Origin of the sequence: Lactobacillus xujianguonis (assembly GCF_004009905.1) — a bacterium.
Lineage (GTDB): Bacteria > Bacillota > Bacilli > Lactobacillales > Lactobacillaceae > Lactobacillus > Lactobacillus xujianguonis.
On the sequence record NZ_ML136872.1, the window covers coordinates 128,376 to 149,609 of the forward strand.

Here is a 21,234-nt window from a genome sequence, read left to right on the forward strand (position 1 = left end):
GAGATTTTTTATTATTCTAAGCTAGACTTTCAGTCGCAAAAGAGCGATTTTCAAGGGACTTAAGCAAAGCATCTGCAGTATCGAGGGCTGTTAATAATGGGACATTCTGCTGTATTGCCATTTGTCTAATGATAAAGCCATCTGAGTTCTTTTCAACATCATGCCCCATCGTATTAACTACTAAATCAATTCGACCAGCTCGCAATTCATTTAAAATGTTTTGCTCACTATCTTCATCCTTATGCACTTTAGTCACTAAGTCGACATGCAAATCATGTTGGCGCAAGAATTCGGCCGTTCCTTTTGTGGCAAAAATGCGGTAACCAATACGGGCAAATCTCTTCGCAATTGGTAAAATATTTTCTTTATCGCGATCTTCAATTGTGAGTAATACATTACCATTTTCAGGTAGTTGCATCTTTGCGCCAGCAAAAGCCTTGTACAAAGCTTTGGCAAAAGTATGATCACTGCCCATGACTTCACCAGTGGACTTCATTTCTGGGCCCAGGTAAGAATCAACATCAGCTAACTTACTGAAGCTGAAGACTGGGGCTTTAACACTAATCATTTCTGGCTCAGGAGCTAAGCCATCGGAGTAGCCTTGCTGGGTTAAGTCTTCACCCATAATCACTCGCGTAGCAACTTGGGCCATTTCAATTCCGGTAATCTTGCTCAAAAATGGCACCGTCCGACTCGCTCTTGGGTTAACTTCAATGACATAAACTTCACCATCGCGCACGATAAATTGAATATTCATGATACCCTTGCAGTTTAAAGCTAAAGCTAGTTTCTTAGTTACTTCAGTAATCTTGTCCTTAACTTCATCACTGAAAGTTTGTGGTGGATAAACCGCCATTGAGTCACCTGAGTGTACCCCAGCATGCTCAATGTGTTCCATAATTCCCGGTAAAAGCACTGTTTGACCATCAGAAATCGCATCGACATCACATTCGCGTCCATCAAGGTAGTCATCGATTAAGATTGGGTGATCTTCCGCAATATCTGCATGATCATGCAAGTATTCTTCTAACTCGGCTTTTGAATAAACAATTTCCATCGCCTTACCGCCTAAGACATATGATGGACGGACTAAGACCGGATAACCTAACTTTTCCGCAGCCGCAATTACACCTTCATGAGTCGTGGCCGTCAAGCCTTGCGGTTGACGCAGGCCTAGCTGTTTGATAATTTGATCAAATTCTTCTCGATCTTCAGCTCGATCAAGATCCTTAACACGGGTTCCCAAGATTTTAACGCCATGTGCTTTTAACCCTGCTGCTAGATTAATTGAAGTTTGGCCACCGAATTGAACAATTACACCTTCTGGTTGTTCTAAATCGCAAACATTCAAGACATCTTCTAAAGTTAAAGGTTCAAAGTAAAGCTTGTCCGAAATTGAGAAATCAGTTGAGACGGTTTCAGGATTAGAATTGATGACAATTGCTTCATAGCCCATTTTTTGTAAAGCCTTCACGCAGTGCACCGTAGCATAGTCAAATTCCACACCTTGCCCAATCCGAATCGGACCAGAACCAATCACAACCACCGATTTTCTGCCTGATTTGTGACTTTCATTTTCACTATCGTAAGTTGAATAAAAGTATGGCGTGCTGGATTCAAATTCAGCGGCACAAGTATCAACCATTTTATAAACTGGCAAGAGCTGTTTTTGCTTACGCAATTCTCGTACTTGATCAGCAGATTCATGCCATAAGTGGGCAATCGTTTGATCACTAAAGCCATATTTTTTAGCCAATTTTAAAATATCTGGATCATTTGGTTGAGCAGCAATTTCCTGCTCCATTTCCACTAAATGACTAACAATATCAAGGAAGTAGAAATTGATCTTGGTCAGTTCGTGAACTTCTTCTAAGCTATAACCTCTTCTAAAGGCTTCTGCCAAATAGAAAAGGCGATCGTCTTGGGCCTTAACCAATTTTTCTTCTAATTGACTATCACTAGCTTGGTGTGCAGCTGGTGAGAACAGATCTTTTTCATCAATTTCAAGGGATTGAACGGCCTTTTGTAAAGCTTCTTCAGCAGTGCGGCCAATGGCCATCACTTCACCAGTAGCTTTCATTTGCGTCCCCAAAATTCGATCTGCCTTAGGGAATTTGTCAAACGGCCAACGTGGGATCTTGCAGACTACATAGTCTAAAGCAGGTTCAAATTCAGCGTAAGTAGTGCCAGTAACAGGATTCTTAATTTCATCCAAAGTCATGCCGACTGCAATTTTAGCTGCCATCTTGGCAATCGGATACCCTGTTGCTTTGGAAGCTAAAGCACTTGAGCGTGATACACGTGGATTTACTTCAATCACATCATACTCAAAACTGTTTGGGTCCAGCGCTAATTGAACATTACAGCCCCCTTCAATCTTTAAGGCTCTGATTAATCTTAAAGAACAGTCTCTGAGCATTTGATATTCTTTATCAGATAAGGTCTGACTTGGTGAAAAGACAATTGAGTCACCAGTGTGAATCCCCACTGGATCAAAGTTTTCCATACAACAAACAATCATGGCATTATCGTTTGAATCGCGCATGACTTCAAATTCAATTTCTTTGTAACCAGCAATTGATTTTTCAATCAAACACTCTGTCACTGGTGATAATTCCAGCCCATTCTTGGCAATTGCAGCTAGCTCATCATGATTATGACAAATACCGCCACCGGTTCCGCCCATCGTAAAGGCTGGCCGGACAATAATGGGATAACCAATCTCATCCCCAAAAGCTAAGGCATCGTCAACCGTCTTAACTGTTTTAGAAGGTGGTACTGGTTCACCTAATTTTTGACAAAGTTCCTTGAACTTTTCCCGGTCTTCTGCTTGTTCAATTGAGGCTAACTTAGTTCCTAAAAGCTCAATGTGCAGTTCATCCAAAATGCCACTTTTAGCCAAAGCTAAAGCCATGTTGAGTCCAACCTGACCACCTAAAGTTGGCAAAATTGCATCAGGATATTCTTGGCGAATAATTCTGGAAACTGAATCAACCGTTAACGGTTCAAGATAAACTTTATCGGCAATAGTGGTATCCGTCATGATTGTGGCTGGATTAGAATTGACTAACACAACTTCATAACCTTCCTCGCGCAAAGCCAAGCAAGCTTGGGTTCCAGAATAATCAAATTCAGCGGCTTGACCAATAATAATTGGACCAGAACCAATGACCATAATCTTGTGGATATCTTTTCTCTTAGGCATGAAGTTCACTCTTTCTTTGATCAATCATTTGCATAAAGTCATCAAATAAACTCTCTTCATCATGTGGTCCAGGTGTGGCATCAGGGTGAAATTGAACTGAAAAGGCAGGATACTTTTTATGACGTAAGCCTTCAATGGTGCCATCGTTAACTTCCACATGCGTCACTAGCAAGTTATCTCGATTAATAGAGGCAGGATCAACTGCATAGCCATGATTTTGGGAAGTAAAACCAATCTGACCCGTAGCAATTTCACGAACTGGGTGATTAAAGCCGCGGTGACCAAACTTCATCTTGTAAGTTTTTGCCCCATTAGCTAAAGCAAAGACTTGATGGCCCATACAAATACCAAATAACGGCAAATGTTGTTCAACTTCGCACACCATTTGACTAGCTGCAACCATTTCTTCTGGATCCCCTGGTCCATTTGACAGCAATACGCCATCGGGATGCAAGGCTAAGACTTCTTTAGCAGTTGCGGTGTAAGGTAAAACAATGCAATTGCAGTCCCGTTTTGCTAATTCGCGTAAAATACTATGCTTAATTCCAAAATCAATGACGACAACATTGCGCTTTGCCCCTGGTACGGGATAAGGAGTTTTCGTTGAAACGCGGCTAATTACTCCTTGCGTTACCTGTTTTTGCTGTAATTCTGAAGCAATTTGCGCTGCTTCTTCTTTACTATTGGCAATCTTGCCCCGTAAGGTACCGTGAATCCGCAGTTTTTTCACTAAAGCTCTAGTATCAATGCCTTGGATGCCAGGAATTGACAATTGCTTTAAAAAGTCTGGCAAAGTCGTTTGCATGCGCCAATTATCAGGACGCCGCGCCACTTGGTGACAAATCACGCCTTTAATTTGCGGCTCAAGTGATTCATAATCAGCTAGCGTAACTCCGTAATTACCAATTAAGGGATTAGTAAAAACTAAGATTTGATCAGCATAAGACTGATCGGTAATGGCTTCTTGATAACCGGTCATCCCCGTTGTAAAGACCACTTCGCCAATCGTTTCAGTATCTGCACCAAAAGCTTCACCTGAATAAACGCTGCCATCTTCTAAAATTAAATAGCGTAACATTATGCTTCACCTCGCTGATATACAACTTGTCCGTCAACCAAAGTCATGTCGGTCATTCCGTAAACTTTCATCCCCGTAAACGGTGTATTGACACCCTTGGACAAGTAATCTTTTTCTTCTAATTTAGCTGCATGCTCTAAGTCAAAAATTGCTAAATCAGCTGGTTGCCCGACTTCTAAATAACCGCAATTTTTCAAGCCGAATACTTTAGCTGGTTGATCTGTCATTAATGACAGTAACTTTTCTAATGGAATTAATCCCGTTTTGACCAACTTAGTGTAAAGAGTGCTAAAGGCGGTCTCACTGCCAGTAATCCCAAAGGCAGCAGCTTTGAAATCGCCACTTTTTTCCTGCTTAGCATGTGGCGCATGGTCAGTTGCAATTAAGTCAATGGTGCCATCAAGTAAACCAACAATTAAAGCTGCTTGATCTTCTTTACTACGCAAAGGTGGATTCATTTTATAGTAAGGAGCATTTTTTGGAATATCTTCGTCAGTTAAGAGCAAATGATGAGGCGCGGCTTCACAAGTTACCTTAATTCCATGGGCTTTGGCCATGCGAACTAAATCTAAGCTAGTTTTAGTGGAAACATGACAAATGTGATAATGAACCCCTGTTTTTTGGGCCAGTAACAAATCGCGGGCAATTTGGGTAGTTTCTGCCAATTCCGTTACCGCTGGGAGATTCAGTTCTTTAGCCTTGGGTCCCTCATTGATCACGCCATGATTAAAGAGGGAATCATCCTGAGCATGGCTGGCAATGATTAAATTATTTTCTTTTGCCTTTTGCATAGCTAAATACATTGTTTGTGCTGTTTGTACCCCATGCCCATCATTACTTAAAGCAAGGGCACCAACCTTTTTCAAGGCAGCATAATCAGGCAGAATATCAGTTGTTTCGTCATTAGTAATCGGGCCATATTGCAAAATATGAACAACCCCTTTAGCCTTGTTTTCGGCGACCATCTTGGCCATTAACTCTGGAGTATTCGGTACTGGCGTGACGTTAGGCATCGCGCCCACAGTCGTAAAACCGCCACGCGCTGCGGCTAAACTACCTGTATGAATGTCCTCTTTATAAGTTTGACCAGGATCACGGTAGTGCACATGCACATCAACTAGACCAGGACTCACCAATTTGCCTTGCGCATCAATTGTTCGCTCAGCATTCAGCTTTTGCCCAATGGCATGAATTTTGCCGGCTTCAATTAAAACGTCAGCCTTTACTAGGCGCCCATTTTGATAAATTGTACCGTTCTTGATGACTGTGCTCATTAATGTAGTCCTCCTAGTCTTCTACCCCGCATTACTGCTTCCAGCATGGCCATCCGCATAAAGACGCCATTTTGCATTTGCTTGAAAAACATTGACTTTGGTGCTTCAACTAACTTACCTGCTAGCTCAACATCATGGTTAATTGGACCGGGATGCATGATGATGGTTTCTGGCTTTAATTGATCATAGCGTTTTTGGTTAATCCCGTATTGCTCATGGTATTTCTTGGCATCAAATGACTTTTCATTTGGGTCTCCGCTATGGCGTTCGTGTTGGACTCTAAGGAGCATCATGACATCCATCTTGGGCACTAATTGATCTAGCTTTTCATACTTACCATATTGATCAAAAGCATGATCATACCAGTAGTCAGGTCCAGAGAAGTAAACTTCGGCGCCTAACTTGTTCAATAATTCCATATTACTTTTGGCAACCCGAGAATTAGTAATATCGCCGACAATAGCAACTTTTAAGCCTTTAAAATGGCCAAAATGTTCATGGATGGTCATCATATCGAGTAAACATTGCGAAGGATGCTGACCACTTCCATCACCAGCATTGACCACACCAATGTTTAAATGTTGGTCAACTTGCGGATGAATTAATTTTTCATAATATTCTTTCTCTGAGTGACGAATGACCTCTAAATCAACTCCTAAAGCATTCATGATTAAGGAAGTATCATACAAAGTTTCGCCTTTGTTCACTGAACTATGCGCTGGATCAAACGGAATCACCGTCAAGCCTAGTTTTCTTTCCGCCATTTCAAAGCTCGTATGAGTGCGGCTAGAATCTTCAAAGAACATGTTGGTGACATAGACTGGTTTAGTTAAAGCCGGTACAGCTCCTCCTTGTTTAAAGTATTCAGCACGCTGAATTAAAGCCTGCACTTCTTTTTCCGTTAACTTTTCAACACTAACAAAATTTGTCAAATCAACTAAAGCTAAATTTTCCATGAGTGATTTCTTTCTAAAAAAATAAGAGTCTAGAGCTTTAATTGCTCCAGACTCTCATCAAAAAGGATGTATTTTCATGCTAGTACATGAAAAAAGCGTCAACCCTTCTGACCCTCTCTGGAGTCAATTAAATGGTTACGTGATTTAAAAATATTTTTATTGTGGCAAACTTTTTAATTCCACGCTGTCTTGTTGGTCAATTTCCTTAACCTTAACAGCTACTTGTTCGTCATTAGCAGTCGGAATATTCTTTCCAACAAAATCTGCCCGAATTGGTAATTCGCGGTGACCACGATCAACTAAGACGGCCACGGCAATTGAACTTGGACGACCGTGATCCATCAAGGCATCCATGGCTGCTCGAATAGTCCGACCAGTGTAGATTACGTCATCAACCAACACAACATGTTGATCATTGATATCAACCCCCAAGTCTACTTCCTTAACAATTGGGTCTTGCTTAAGAGAAGCGTCATGACGATCATCGCGATACAAAGTAATGTCCAGCTCACCTAGTGGCACTTCCACACCTTCTAATTGCTTGATTCGTTCTTGAATTCTTTTAGCCAGATAAACGCCGCGCGTTTTAATGCCGACTAAAACCAAGTTTTCGGTCCCTTTGTTGCGTTCAATAATCTCATAGGTAATGCGAGTTAAAGCCCGTTTCATTGCCAACTCATCCCAAATAACTTTTGCCATTTTTTCCTCCTTGCCAATGCCCATGAAAAAAGCTCCCAGCCTGTTTAGACTAGGAGCAAATGTGTAAAGTCAAACTAACTTTAAGAGAAGTCACTTTGCTAGCCTCACAGGACTAATTTAAAAGGACATTGATTGCATTTAATATACTGATCTTTGATGCACTTGTCAACTATAAATTAATTTAATTTTACTTGCCCAACTAAGTCATTGATATCAGAGACACCCATTTTTGCTAGTAAAGTAGGTAAGCCTTGCGCAATATGCAAACTAGCTAGTTCATCATGAAAATGCGCACTACCCACGGCAACCGCACTGGCGCCAGCTAGCATGAACTCAGCCACATCTTCTGGACTAGCAATTCCGCCCATCCCAATAATTGGCAAATTAGTTGCTTGATGAACCTGGTAAACCATCCGCACGGCAACTGCTTTGACAGCTTCACCAGATAAACCGCCCACATTGTGGCCTAAAACTGGTCGCCGGGTTGTGACATCGATCTCCATCCCTAACAGCGTATTAATCATGGAAATCCCATCGGCACCCCCACGCTCTGCTGCTTGGGCAATCGCCACAATATCGGTCACGTTTGGCGTTAATTTGACATAAATCGGCAAAGACACGGCTTCTTTAATCTGACGCGTTAATTCTTCCACTACTTCTGGATGAACCCCAAAACTCATCCCGCCTTGAGCGACATTCGGGCAAGACACATTGATTTCTAGGGCATTAACCAAATTAGCTGCAGCTAATTTTTGTGCAACTAAGACGTAATCGGCCATGGTATCACCGCCAACACTCGCCATAATTGGTAATTCAGGATACTGCTCTCGCAACGGCTTTAACTTATCATTGATGACGGCATCAACTCCAGGATTAGTTAAGCCAACTGAATTCAACACCCCATCATTAAGGACAGCAATTTGTGGTTGCGGATTTCCAGTCGTTGCCTTGGAGGTCGTTGTTTTAATTACTAGTGCGCCCAGCTCATTTAAATCAAACTTTTTGCAAGCTGGCACATCACCAAAACCAAAGGTGCCACTTGCCGGCATCACTGGATTCTTCAACTTCAATCCTGGCAGTTCAACGCTAATTTTAGACATAATTTTTCCTCCAAAAAATGAATGCTCACTGACATTCGCTTATTTTTTGGCTTATATTTTACACACAATCAGATCTTTTGCAAAATTATTTTTTAACTTGGCAAGAAGAAAATTTGGTGGTACACTCTCTTCAAATCACTTTAAACGGTACAGAGAGACCGCAAGTTAAATATTGACTTAAATTACCACGAGAAACAGTCGATTCTTGTGCACTTTCTCTGCACCAGAATGGACTTTTTTTGTGGAGGAAAAATGGAAAAACCAGTTTTTGTAGCTTTAGATGTTGCAAATCAAACCGAAGCTGAAACCTTACTACAGCAATTAGGTAAGCCCCAGCAAACTGCAGTTAAAGTGGGGATGGAGCTCTTTTATCACCTGGGAAATAGCTTTGTCGAATACTTGACCCAACAAGGCTATCAAGTCTTTTTAGATCTAAAATTACATGATATTCCTAACACTGTTTATCATGGGGCCAAGCAATTAGCAGCACTTGGAATTCAATATACGACCGTTCATGCTTTAGGTGGCAGTGAAATGATTAAAGCGACTAAAGACGGCTTAATTGACGGGACAGCTCAAGGACAAGCAGTGCCTAAATTACTCGCAGTAACCGAGTTAACTTCAATTTCTGACGAAGTTTTACAAAATGAACAAAATTGCCGCCTGCCTATGAAAGCGCAAGTGATTAGCTTAGCTAAAACTGCCAAGAAAGCTGGCGCTGATGGCGTGATTTGTTCACCGCTTGAAGTCCAGGCTTTAAGAGAACAAGTAGGTGACGACTTTTTGTATATCACCCCCGGCATCCGCTTAAGCCAAAACAATCATGATGATCAAACCAGAATTGCGACCCCGGCCAAAGCTAAAACTTGGGGTGCCAGCGGTCTAGTTGTGGGGCGGCCAATCACTCAAGCAAGTAATCCCAGCGATGTTTATCAATTGATTAAAAAGGAGTTTAACTAACATGCATCAAGCTGAAATCATTAATAAATTAATCCAAGAAAACATTATTACTATTTCTCCAAATAAACCTTTCACTTACGCTAGTGGCATGAAATCACCAATTTACACTGACTTACGTTTAACTGTTTCCTACCCTGATTTACGTCACTGGATTGCCCAAGATTTAGCAGAATTAATTAAAAAAGAATTCCCTGAAGTCACGACAATCGGCGGTGTGGCTACTGCTGGCATTCCACATGCAGCCTGGGTAGCAAAAGAATTACACCTGCCAATGATTTATGTCCGGCCAAAACCTAAAGATCATGGTAAAGGCCGGCAAATCGAAGGTCGTTTCACTGACCAGGATAAAATTGTTTTGATCGATGACTTAATTACCACTGGCGGCTCTGTTCTTAATGCCGTTAAAGCCACTGAAAAAGACGGTGGCCAGGTGATTGGGGTCAGCTCAATTTTCACCTACTATTTGCCAGACGCTAAAGCAAACTTTGCTAAAGCTGGTGTGAAGTTTGCACCGCTATTATCTTATCCAGAACTTTTACAAAAAGAAAAAGACTCCCAGCACTTAACAAACGAGCAATATGAAACCTTAAAAACTTGGCATGAAGATCCATGGCATTGGCTCAATGCTTAGCATTAATAAATTACGCTTTCTAAGTTATAATGAAGTTAAATCGAATACTTAGAAAGCGTTTTTTTATGATTAAACATGCTAAACAAATTCTCAACCAGCCCTTTAACCTTAGGTTAACTAGGGTTCTTATTCGCGCACTGATTGTCGGACTATTCACAGGATTATTAGTCGGTATCTTTCGCTGGATCATCGACCACACCATGCAGTTATTAACGGTGATCTATCCCCAAATGATGAAGCAACCACTACTCTTAATTCCATATATTATTTTCTTAATTGTAATTGCTTTATTAATTGCAAAAGTCATGGGACCTTATAGCGATCAATTAACCGGTTCTGGAGTACCTCAGATCGAAGCCGTTTTTCTTAATGAAAATCGAATGCCCGCCTGGCAAATTGTCTGGCGTAAATTTATCGGTGGTCTGTTAGCCATTTGTCCCGGCTTAATGCTTGGACGAGAAGGTCCTTGTATTGAAATGGGAGCGATGATCGGTCAAGGATTAGGTAAAGATTTTTTTAAAACTAATCAAGAAGACTTACGCCTTTTGCAAGAATGTGGGGTGGCAGCGGGATTATCGGCTGCCTTTAGTGCTCCACTAGCTGGTGTCTTCTTCTTAGTCGAAGAAATCACCTTTGATTTCAAGCCAATTTCTGTCGTAACAGCTTTAATTGCTAGTTTTGCTTCTGACTTAGTTACTCTCTTCTTCTTTGGCACTAAGCCTTGTCTTTACTTTCCAATTAAAACCTATTTACCACTAAAATATTATTGGATTTTGCCAGTTTTAGGAATTATTTTAGGTCTTTTAGCTTACCTTTATCAGTATTGCTTATTAAGCTTGAAACCATTCTTCCATAAAATTACGATTATCCCCAATAAATACCACAGCTTAATTCCCTTACTCTTAATTATTCCAGTCGGTCTTTGGAATCCAAGATTATTAGGTGGATCACATGATTTAATTATCGATTTATTCCAAAAGAAATTGACCTTGCCAAGAATTAGTTCAGCAGCCCTTTTCTTGTTACCATTACTAGTCTTTGCCGTGCGCTTTATCTTCTCTATGCTCTCTTATGGAGCTACCGTGCCCGGCGGGATTTTCATGCCGATCTTAGTTTTAGGATCAGCACTGGGTGTGACAGTTGCGCAAATTCTGGTTCAATTGAATTTAATTAGTCCAAATTTCTATCCTCACTTACTAGTAATTGCGATGGCAGCTTACTTTGGTGCAATTGAAAAAGCTCCCATTACTGCAATCATTCTTTTAACTGAAATGGTCGGTAGCGTTCAACAAGTTTTACCAATTGTCATTACCACTTGTGTGAGTTATTACGTGCTTGACTTCCTTGGTGGTAAGCCAATCTATGAAGCTTTACGCTTACAAATGAATTATCCTGGTGATAAATAAAACTTACCAAAAAGATGATGAGCTTGAAAAATTTTTTCTTGCTCATCATCTTTTTTATTTTTCAGCACTAATAATTTCGTTCTTTTCCACTGTAGTCAAGTCAAAGTTTAACTCTTTGGCAATCAACACTTCATCGTCATTAGTTAACAAGATAATCAGATTTTGTTCTAAATTATATCTTAATCTGACAGCCACTGGTTTAACTTGCTTTTGCTCAGCTAAAGTTTTAATCACTGCATTATCTTTTGGCGTTAACTCTGCTTGGACCTTGATTCCTTGTTGATCTAGATAAGTTTGCAATTCCGGATCAACTAAGTTCAACTGATCAACGACTGGCTTTAACGCCACTTGATCCCAAATTGCCTTTACGTCATCCAAATAAAAGCCTAGCATCCCAACATTATTGACGCGACCCTTGGCAGCCAACTGTTCGACTTCATGCCAGACAGCTAAGTCACGGTCATGATCTGAACTAGCTTCAACTAAGACCAGATTAAAATACGTCGCTTGCAATTGCCTCAAATGACCCGTCACAAAGCTAGCCACTTCTTCAGGCTTTAATTCTTTGGGCAAAACCATCTGCAAAAACAATTGTTGCACTAAAATATGCTGGTCACTAATGGCCTTTTTCATTTCTTCTGCTTGCTCAGGCTCACAGTTAAATAAGCGATAACCTAGCTTTAAAGCATGAGCTAGATCTAGATGCTCACTAACTGCTAAGCCGATTTTAGGCATTAAATTACCATTATTTAAAATAATTGCTTCATCTAAAACTGACATGTTGCCTCATTTCTAAGCTCTTGTAACCGTAATTGGTACTGCTAATTTAACTGTTTGATAAACTGTCGAAATTTCTAAAACTCGTTTTAAAAACTTCTCTTGATCAGCTGCAGGCATTGAACTGTCAAAGAAAACTTTAATTTCAATTGCTGCGACAATCGACTTACCATGAGCTAACTTTTTAGTTTCTCCGCTAGTTTCAAGATGGAAATTTTTAACATCCAAATGATGCGCTTTGGCTAGCATCTGAGCTGAAATGGATAAACAAGTATTGACTGCCCCACATAAGTATTCAACTGGGTTTGGGCCACCGGCGTGATCTGCCGCATCTCCAATAAATTGATAATCTCGTGCTTGATTGATGACTTGCCATTCTTTGTCGCCAGAATGACTATTAACTGAATAGCTACTCATTTCTTCACCTCTTACTCTTTCTCGTTAAATGTCTTTTTCTTTAGTTTAAAACTCTTCTTAATGGCGATCAATGGCATTATTTAACCGCTTACGGTAAATCAGGTAAACAATGATTACCAGTGGAATTAAGACTAATTCAACTGGATAAAAGAAAGTAATTGGCAGACTACTATCAATAAAACCAGAAATAATTGGTCCAAAAGCCATCCCAATATCTAAACCTAAATAAAAGGTAGCTGAAGCTAAGCCTTGTTCACTAATTGGCGCTAGTAGCAAGGCTGTGGCCTGCAAGACAGAGTAGATAATCCCGTAACCTAACGCCATCCCTGCAGCAGCTAAGGCCATCTGCCAATTATTTTCCATAATCGCTAACATCACAATGTAAAAGGCAGTTGAAACCGTACTAATCCAGAACCAAATACCAAAGCGAACTGTATCAAAATATTGTTTTAGCCCAATTCTGATCACTAACAAAACAACGGCATAAATTAAGAAATACCCGCCAACAGCTACACTAGCATGCTTTTGTTCAACATAAGTCACAATATCTGCCTGTGTGGTGAAATATGGTAAAGCAAATAAGGTAGTTAAGATAGCAACGGGCAAGACATTGACTTGAATAATCTTGAAGTGCTTCTTTTTGCTCTCTTCTCTGATTCTTTGACTTGACTTGGCTTAGCATGATCACCAACAAATTGGATAGCAATAATCATTAATAAAGCCGATAAAACTGAAGCAAAAAGGGCCTCACGATAACCAATCTTTTGGTAAATGTTGATAGATAAGGCTGGGGCTAAAGCCATGGCTAAGGCGTTCATCAGGCCATAAAAGCCCATCGCTTCGCCAACATGCTGTCGTGGAACCAAAAAGGCTAACCAAGTAGTCATACAAACCGTACACAGAACATAACCGGTCCCATTAATTAGTCTAAATAATAGTAGCCAGCCACTAGAAGGACTAAAAATATAGCCCAAAACTCCGATTAAGATTAAAATCCCTCCAATTAGGAATAAACGGTATTTCGAGAACTTATCGGTTAAATTCCCTGCTACTGGTCGTAAAAACATGGCGGCGATACTCATAATACCGACAATAATGCCGGCGAAGGCACTCGTGGCACCCAAATTTTCAGCATAACCGTTGATTAACGGATTAACAAACATGGTGCTAAACATAAAGAAAAATGAAGCTGCCATGACTAAAATAACATCTTTGGTATAAATTGATTTTCTTTTTACCATTTTTACTCTCTTCATTCAATTACTCTACCTGTTAGTTTAGCACTTTAACCAATAAAAATAGCCTAGATTTTTTCTAGACTATTCTGACTAAATATTATTAATCGATTGCTGAAGTTAAACCAGCAATAAATTCTTGCCAGCCTTGTTCACCGTCAGCGTCATTCTTAAAGACACCTGCACACTGCAAAACTTCTTCAAAGACTTCAACCAGACCTTGATGCACTACTTCTTCAACATTATCAGCAGTAATTTGATTCTTAGCCTTGAACTCTTGAGCCCAAGCTAAATGACTTTCAGGCATCTCATTGTCTTGACCAAGTAAATACTTCTTAACTTCTTCTAGTTCAGTCTTAAGCCGGCCTGGTAAAATTGCCCGTCCCATGACTTCAATTAAACCAATGTTTTCTTTTTTAATATGCCATAAATGCTTATGTGGGTGGAAGATTCCCAACGGATATTTTTCACTAGTATTGTTATCACGTAAAACCAAATCAAGGATAAACTTTTCACCGTCACGGTGCATAATTGGCGTTACCGTATGATGGCGCGTTTCCCCGTCAAAGGCCTTAATCTGGCGTTTTTCATCATCGTAGTGATCCCAATACTTGATAATTTGACTACCTAAGTCAATTAAGCTTAATGAATTAGCACTAATTAAGCGTAAATCGCTCATTGGCCAATCAACAATTCCTGCTTTGACTTCTGGATAACTAGTAAAGTTAACTTCTTGCTTAATCTTCGCCTTCATCATTGGGAAGATATGCCGGCCGCCTTGATAGTGTTCATGAGCCAACATTGAACCTCCAACAATTGGTAAATCAGCGTTGGAGCCAACAAAGTATTCTGGCAATTGCTTTTCAATATCAACCAAGTTAATTAAAGTTTGCTGGTTAATTACCATTGGGATATGCTTTTGATCTAAGAAAATGCAGTGTTCATTGAAATAAGCATATGGTGAATATTGAAAGCCCCAGGGCCGGCCGCCGATATTCATTCGAATGATTCTTAAATTACTTCTGGCATTCTTGCCATAACCACCTAAGTAGCCTTCATTTTCAAGGCAAAGGGCACATTGCGGATATTTTTTACCCGTTGCATGGGCAGCCGCCGCAATCGCTTTCGGATCTTTTTCTGGCTTTGACAAGTTAATGGTAATTTCTAAATCATGGCCTTTGGAACTAGTACCATCAAAAACAATGTTCTTGGCAATCGCTTCTTTTTTAACGTAATTATTGTCTTCACATAACTTGTAGAACCAATCAGTTGCTTCTTTAGGAGACTTTTGCATCTTTTCCCAGAAAATACGGTTAGTCTCACTTGGAATCGGCGTGGCTAAATCATAAAGCTGGTCATTCAAGACCTCACGTGAAGTAACATCATCGGCAATTTTCTCACGTTTAACTGCTAAATCAACTAATTGTTTTACCAAAGGACGATGGCCTTCAGCTACTACATCTTCATCCCCAACGAGGGCTTTAATTTTGTTAATCAAATAGACGCGATCAAGTTCCTCATAACTGCCATTGCTAATCGCTTCGTCTGCAAATGCTTCAATTAATTTCATTGCTAATCTTAAGCCTCTAATCTAAATTCTCTTAGTTCCATCAACGATTTCTGCATCATAGAAACTAGCGTCATAACCAATCTTGTCACGGTAAATTTGACCGACATTCTTCTTGAAGTTTTCAGCTTCAGACTTCTTGACAATGGCAATGGCACTACCACCAAAACCGCCACCGATCATTCTGGCACCTAAGACGCTTGGTTGAGCCCAAGAACTTTCAGCTAAGGTATCAAGTTCTTTACCGGTAACTTCATAATCATAGTGCAAAGAAACATGAGAAGCATTGATCAACCGACCAAGTTTAGCCAAATCATGGTCTTCCATGGCTTGGGTTGCTCGAATCGTTCTTTGATTTTCAAAGACAGCATGACGAGCACGTTTTAATTCAGTTTCATCATTAATGAGGTAGGAATATTCATCAAAAGTGTCTTCGTCGATTTCGCCTAAAGCCTTAATATCTAGCTTAGTTTGTAATTTCTTTAACGCAGCACCACATTCAGCCACTCTGTCATTGTAAGCAGAATCAGCTAGAGTGTGTTCCTTGTTGGTTGACATGATAATAATTTCATAGTCACCAAGTTTTAATGGCTTGTACTCATATTCCATGGTGTTGCAATCAAGGAAAATTGCACTATCCTTCTTACCCATAATGCAGGCAAATTGGTCCATGATTCCTGAGTTAAGGCCGACAAATTCATTTTCAGTTCTTTGACCCATACGGGCTAGTTCTGGACGGGTAACATCCAAATTGAATTCATCTTTCAAGATAATCCCCATTAACATTTCAATCGCTGCGCTAGAGGATAAGCCCGAACCAGATGGTAAATTAGCTTTAATGTAAAGGTTAAAACCGTGATCAATTTGATTGTATTTTTCCTTTAAATAAGTGAGCATCCCTTTCAGGTAATTGGTCCAGAAGCGGTCTCCTTGCTCAACAGTCGCATCATCCAGATCAAATTCAACAATTTCACCATCAACATTACCGGAGAAAAGGCGCACTTTTTTGTCTGTTCGAGGACCATAAACTCCATAAACGCCCAAGCTAATCGCAGCTGGGAAAACATGGCCGCCATTATAATCAGTATGTTCACCAATCACATTAATTCGACCGGGTGAAAAGAAGACATCCTTGCCTTTTTCACCAAAAGTATCTTGATAAGCTGTCAGTAATTCTTCTTTATTCATTGTTATAACCTCAAATTTTGTCTGTAATCGTTTTCAGATTTTAGTATAATACTTTTACTTTAGTTAGTAAATATTTTACTTAAAAATAATTAATTTTAATAAAAAAAGAATGGCTTCCGCCACTCTTTTTTTATTGAAACTTCACTTTTGTCAACGGCATCCCGGCCTGAATCTCTGCTCCCACAGGTAATTTCTTTGCTAATTTTATCCGTCTTGGCTGCGGATAAAAGAGAATCACTTGATCTTGATAACCATTTTTTAAGACTAAATCACGATCAAACTCAATTAATAAGTCACCTTTTTTAACTGCTTGACCATCATCATAATAAGTTTCAAATCCTTCACCGCGCAAATTAACAGTTCCTAAACCAATATGAATAATGACCGGCAACCCTTGATCTGAAACAATTTCAAAAGCATGTTTAGTACCAAAAGTGAAACTAATTTTTCCAGAAAATGGCGCATAAACTCGGCCAATGTTTGGATCGATTGCTAAACCTTTGCCAGGAAATGGTCGGCCCTGTTCATCCTTAATTTCTGCTAAAGATAATAACTTTCCCGTAGTTGGTGCATAAATTGTTTGCTCTTTTAGAGCCTGCTTTTCACTGCTTTTTTCAATCTTGCCTTCTGCTAATTTGTTCTTTAATTCTTCCACAACAGCTGCATGTTTCTTTTCGCTTAAAGTAACCTTTAATAAGAAAACGACAATTGATAAGACTGCTAAGATCAGTGGCACATATAAGGCCATCAAATTAAAAATATGAATATCACGATTGGTCATATCAGCGGCAGTCGCACTGCCCGTCATGCCAGCAGCAATGGCCACATAACCCACTAAAGCATTAGAAACTGCCCCAGTAAATTTATCAATCATTGGCCGCACTGCTAAAACGACAGCTTCATTACGCTGACCACTTTTGAGTTGACCATATTCAATCGCATCGGTCAAAGTCAAAACTGTCACCAGCTGAGCGAAGTTAATATTAAATAAAACCAAGCCCAGATCCATTAAAAAGACATTATTTCTACCAAAGATAAACAGCAGATAAGCTAAAATCATGCTCGTTTGACCCATGATGAATAAATATTTTCGTGGGATATATTTGTTCAAAATTGGGAACATGGGACTGATGCAAACACTAATAATCGTCGCAATCACCCCAACAACCCAGAATTCATTTGGTTTGTCCAAAATGAATTTATACATGTAGAACAAAACCCCGTTGGTGATGACATTAGCTAATGAAAACAACAAATATGCTAAACTTGGCCACAAAATTTGGTCATTATGAAAAATTGCTCCAAAGACTTGACCCAAAGTATTGTTTTCTGAAGCAGAACTCCGAATTAAGTTTTGCTTTTCTTTGGTTCCTAAGCACACAATCAACGCACATAAAACTGCTAAAGCTGAAATGACTAAGGCAAAAGCAAACCAACCTGGAGCACCTTCAGTTCTTTTTCCAGTCATCGCAAAGGTCACACCAGTCACAATTGGCACCACAATAATGGACAAACCATTCCAGCCCACTGCTCCTGAAAAAGCGCCAAGCGAGGTATAAATTCCTCGGGCATGTGAATCTTCACTTAAGGCTGGCACCACCCCCCAGTAAGAGACATCAGACAATGAATAAAAAATATCAAAGCCAATATAGATAATGACAAACAGCACTGCGAATAACACCCAACTGCGGTAAACCAAGCCAAAAATACCAGTAAATAAAATCAGCAATAAAGCAGCACTGGCCAAAGTGCCCAGCAAAATCCAAGGTTTAAATTTTCCCCAGCGGCTTTTAGTGTTATCCACTAAATTCCCTAAAATTGGATCAATCACTAATTCAACAATCCGAATCAAGACCATTAAGATCGTGATCAGCCCAATCAGGCGGTCAGCGAGACTTTTCTCTAAACCGTTAAACATACTACTAGTAATAAAAATAATAAAGTAAGTACTAACTACCCCATAAAAGGCAGCGTGCCCCAAATTTCCTAAACAAAAAGACGCATAGGAAATGAGTTGCTTTTTTGAAGCTTTTGAACTATTCATCTTACTCTCCTCAATTTCTTCTGTAATCGTTTACAAGCGCTAGTATATAGCCTCTTTAGCTAGTAGTAAATAATTTATTTATCTTTACTAAATTATTTACTAGAGGAGTAATAAAAAAAGAATGCTGCAATTAGCATTCTTTTGGTTTGTTCTTTAGTTAAAAATTTTTTTCTTTACTGGTATTTTTACTCGTCTTTAGGGACAAAGCTCTTCCGCACTACTAATTCGGTATTCATATTCACATCGACATGTGAACGACTAGGACGAATGATTAAAGTAGTTAACATATTTAGCGCCATATCGATCATCTCTTGTTGATCAATATTGTAAGAAGACAAAGGTGGTGAAACATATTGCACCACTTTACTATTGTTAACACTTAAAATTGCGGTGTCTTTTGGTACGTTGACATTTTCTTCATTGAAGGCTTGCAATACTCCGACCGCTAAAGTATCTGACGCAATCAAAAATGCTTGTGGTAGATGATCTTTGTATTTAGCTAACACCATCTTGCCTAAGTGGTAACCATTCTCGACACTGAAAGGTCCTTCAACAAACATATAACTATTGTCTAATCCGCGATCATGCATATAATCCGCAAAAGCCACAGACCGTGGATCACTCTCTTGAATATGATCATGCTTCGGTCCTACTCCGCCGATAAAACCAATTCGCTCATAACCATTCTTGACGAATAAATTAATGGCATTTTTAACAGTCAAAGTTAAGTTAGGCCGGATCGAATCAAATAATTCTGGTGCTGGATTAGTATCGACAAAGACCCCGTTAGGCAAAACTTCATGTAGCTTGACCAACTTGGCATTTTCAATTGATCCAGCTCCCACTCCAATAAAGCCTTGAAATAATGAGGCATGTGCGATTAAATCATCAATGTCGTAGTAAATTTTCATTTCAAGTGCTTCTTGCTTAACCGTTGAAATCAAGGCTTCCTTAAGTGAAGTAAAGTATTCATCTTCAAGTTGCTCTTCATGATTTACCCGGTAAAGCAAGGCAATTGTAGGCCGGATCCGCTTTTCTTGATGATCCTTCCAATAGCCTAATTCATTGGCGATTTCTAAAATTTTATTTTTGGTATCTGCAGTAATCGAAAGTTTCGGGTCATTGTTCAGCAAACGCGAAACCGTTGCTGGCGAATAACCCGATTTGGCTGCAATTTCTTTAATTGTTGTCATTTTTTCTTCTCTAATTCAAATTAATCTTTTTTCTTTATTATACAAAATATTTACTGATTTCCAATAAATATCACTCAGTGTTTTTACTAAATATCTTTCACGAGTGCTTTTTATTTATCTGCTTACCGCACTGTGTTATTGGGGTTAAGCAAATTATTTAAGCAGAAAATTTGCCTAAAAAATATTAGTAAAACTTTTTCTTCTCGAAAAATATTTTATAAATTTAGCAAAATAAGTAAATATTTTACTATTTTTGTGCTATACTGTAATCGATTTCAAATGAAATAGATAAAAAAGGAGCTAAATATGCGTGTTTTAGTTATCGGTGGAGCCGGTTATATCGGTTCACACGCCGTTCGTCAATTAGTCAAGGAAGGCAATGATGTCGTTGTCCTTGATGCTTTGTACACTGGCCACAGAAAAGCTGTTGACCCTAAAGCAAAGTTCTATCAAGGCGACATTGAAGATACCTTCTTAGTTTCCAAGATTTTGCGGGATGAAAAGATCGACGCAGTCATGCACTTCGCAGCTTACTCATTGGTCCCAGAATCAGTGAAGAAGCCACTGAAGTACTACGACAACAACGTTAGTGGGATGATTTCTCTACTTGAAGCCATGCATGACGCTGGTACTAAGTACTTGATCTTCTCTTCTAGTGCTGCCACTTATGGTATTCCTAAGAAGTTGCCAATCACTGAAGAAACACCATTGAACCCAATCAACCCATATGGTGAAACCAAGATGATGATGGAAAAGATCATGGCTTGGGCAGACAAGGCTGATGGGATTAAGTACACTGCTTTACGTTACTTCAACGTAGCAGGTGCTGCAAGTGATGGTAGTATCGGTGAAGACCATGCCCCAGAAACGCACTTGATTCCAAATATCTTGAAGAGTGCGATTGCTGGCGATGGTAAATTTACGATCTTTGGTGATGATTACGACACCAAAGACGGTACTAATGTCCGTGACTATGTTCAAGTTGAAGACTTAATTGCTGCTCACATCTTGGCTTTGAAGCACTTGATGGAAACTAATAAGTCAGATGTCTTTAACTTAGGTACTGCCCATGGTTACTCCAACTTGGAAATTTTGGAAAGTGCTAAGAAAGTTACTGGCATCGATATTCCTTACACAATGGGTCCACGCCGTGGCGGTGACCCAGACAGCTTGGTTGCCGACTCAACTAAGGCCAGAACTGTTTTAGGTTGGAAACCAAAGCATGAAAATGTTGATGATGTAATCGCAACCGCTTGGAAATGGCACAAGAGCCACCCAAAGGGTTACGAAGATAAGTAGTTTTAATATTTTTTAGATAATAAGATAATTTGTATTTACTTTTCCCTCAAAAAAAGACTAGCTATTTTGCAGCTAGTCTTTTTTTCTACGTAAAGTCAAGCATCATCGTATGTTTTGCTTTATTATTTTGTATAATTTAACGACTTAATTAAAATTGTGTCGATTTATTTTTAAACGAAAGTATGACAAATAAGCCTGCAAATCT

The 21,234-nt window shown here is 39.5% G+C and carries 16 protein-coding genes and 1 pseudogene; 4 read left to right on the forward strand and 13 right to left on the reverse strand.

Features of this window, described 5'->3' with window-relative positions; translation table 11 throughout:
* Positions 1-16: 16 nt before the first annotated feature.
* From carB to EJK17_RS01525, 6 genes are all read right to left on the reverse strand, one after another.
* Positions 17-3,205, reverse strand: coding sequence for a carbamoyl-phosphate synthase large subunit (gene carB / locus EJK17_RS01500; protein WP_103660940.1), 3,189 nt, complete (start codon positions 3,203-3,205; stop codon positions 17-19).
* Positions 3,198-4,283 (reverse strand): glutamine-hydrolyzing carbamoyl-phosphate synthase small subunit, encoded by a 1,086-nt coding sequence (locus tag EJK17_RS01505; protein WP_127796146.1) that lies wholly within the window; start codon positions 4,281-4,283, stop codon positions 3,198-3,200. Before EJK17_RS01505 ends, carB begins: the two co-directional genes overlap by 8 nt.
* On the reverse strand, positions 4,283-5,557 hold the full coding sequence (locus EJK17_RS01510; RefSeq protein WP_103660938.1) for a dihydroorotase: 1,275 nt from the start codon (positions 5,555-5,557) through the stop codon (positions 4,283-4,285). The genes EJK17_RS01505 and EJK17_RS01510 overlap by 1 nt, the downstream gene beginning before the upstream one ends.
* A complete protein-coding gene (locus EJK17_RS01515; protein ID WP_103660937.1) occupies positions 5,557-6,513 on the reverse strand; it encodes an aspartate carbamoyltransferase catalytic subunit in 957 nt (318 codons plus the stop codon). The genes EJK17_RS01510 and EJK17_RS01515 overlap by 1 nt, the downstream gene beginning before the upstream one ends.
* Positions 6,514-6,669: 156 nt before the next feature.
* On the reverse strand, positions 6,670-7,212 hold the full coding sequence (gene pyrR, locus EJK17_RS01520; RefSeq protein ID WP_103660936.1) for a bifunctional pyr operon transcriptional regulator/uracil phosphoribosyltransferase PyrR: 543 nt from the start codon (positions 7,210-7,212) through the stop codon (positions 6,670-6,672).
* A gap of 176 nt (positions 7,213-7,388) precedes the next feature.
* Positions 7,389-8,312, reverse strand: a complete 924-nt coding sequence (locus EJK17_RS01525; RefSeq protein ID WP_103660935.1) for a dihydroorotate dehydrogenase — start codon at positions 8,310-8,312, stop codon at positions 7,389-7,391.
* Positions 8,313-8,564: 252 nt separating this feature from the next.
* Here EJK17_RS01525 and pyrF point away from each other — a divergent pair, with 252 nt between their 5' ends.
* From pyrF to EJK17_RS01540, 3 genes are all read left to right on the forward strand, one after another.
* The gene (gene pyrF / locus EJK17_RS01530) at positions 8,565-9,272 is read left to right on the forward strand and encodes an orotidine-5'-phosphate decarboxylase (RefSeq protein ID WP_103660934.1); all 708 of its coding nucleotides are present in this window, start codon (positions 8,565-8,567) and stop codon (positions 9,270-9,272) included.
* 1 nt (position 9,273) lies between these two features.
* Complete coding sequence (gene pyrE, locus EJK17_RS01535) at positions 9,274-9,903, forward strand: orotate phosphoribosyltransferase (RefSeq protein ID WP_103660933.1); 630 nt, start codon at positions 9,274-9,276, stop codon at positions 9,901-9,903.
* Between the two features lie 65 nt (positions 9,904-9,968).
* The gene (locus EJK17_RS01540) at positions 9,969-11,309 is read left to right on the forward strand and encodes a ClC family H(+)/Cl(-) exchange transporter (RefSeq protein ID WP_103660932.1); all 1,341 of its coding nucleotides are present in this window, start codon (positions 9,969-9,971) and stop codon (positions 11,307-11,309) included.
* Positions 11,310-11,363: 54 nt separating this feature from the next.
* Here the strand turns inward: EJK17_RS01540 and EJK17_RS01545 are convergent, their stop codons facing one another.
* The 7 genes and pseudogenes from EJK17_RS01545 to EJK17_RS01575 form a co-directional block, all read right to left on the reverse strand.
* Positions 11,364-12,089, reverse strand: coding sequence for an aldo/keto reductase (locus tag EJK17_RS01545; protein ID WP_103660931.1), 726 nt, complete (start codon positions 12,087-12,089; stop codon positions 11,364-11,366).
* Positions 12,090-12,101: 12 nt separating this feature from the next.
* Entirely contained in the window at positions 12,102-12,503 is a 402-nt protein-coding gene (locus tag EJK17_RS01550) for an OsmC family protein (protein WP_103660930.1), read from the reverse strand.
* A gap of 57 nt (positions 12,504-12,560) precedes the next feature.
* Positions 12,561-13,744, reverse strand: a pseudogene (locus tag EJK17_RS01555) (MFS transporter).
* 97 nt (positions 13,745-13,841) lie between these two features.
* On the reverse strand, positions 13,842-15,308 hold the full coding sequence (locus EJK17_RS01560; RefSeq protein WP_103660929.1) for a UDP-glucose--hexose-1-phosphate uridylyltransferase: 1,467 nt from the start codon (positions 15,306-15,308) through the stop codon (positions 13,842-13,844).
* Between the two features lie 21 nt (positions 15,309-15,329).
* A complete protein-coding gene (locus EJK17_RS01565) occupies positions 15,330-16,493 on the reverse strand; it encodes a galactokinase (RefSeq protein WP_103660928.1) in 1,164 nt (387 codons plus the stop codon).
* Positions 16,494-16,623: 130 nt separating this feature from the next.
* Positions 16,624-18,537, reverse strand: a complete 1,914-nt coding sequence (locus EJK17_RS01570; RefSeq protein ID WP_127796147.1) for a sugar MFS transporter — start codon at positions 18,535-18,537, stop codon at positions 16,624-16,626.
* Between the two features lie 185 nt (positions 18,538-18,722).
* A complete protein-coding gene (locus EJK17_RS01575; protein ID WP_304466327.1) occupies positions 18,723-19,745 on the reverse strand; it encodes a LacI family DNA-binding transcriptional regulator in 1,023 nt (340 codons plus the stop codon).
* 291 nt (positions 19,746-20,036) lie between these two features.
* Here EJK17_RS01575 and galE point away from each other — a divergent pair, with 291 nt between their 5' ends.
* The gene (gene galE / locus EJK17_RS01580; protein ID WP_103660925.1) at positions 20,037-21,029 is read left to right on the forward strand and encodes a UDP-glucose 4-epimerase GalE; all 993 of its coding nucleotides are present in this window, start codon (positions 20,037-20,039) and stop codon (positions 21,027-21,029) included.
* Positions 21,030-21,234 lie beyond the last annotated feature (205 nt).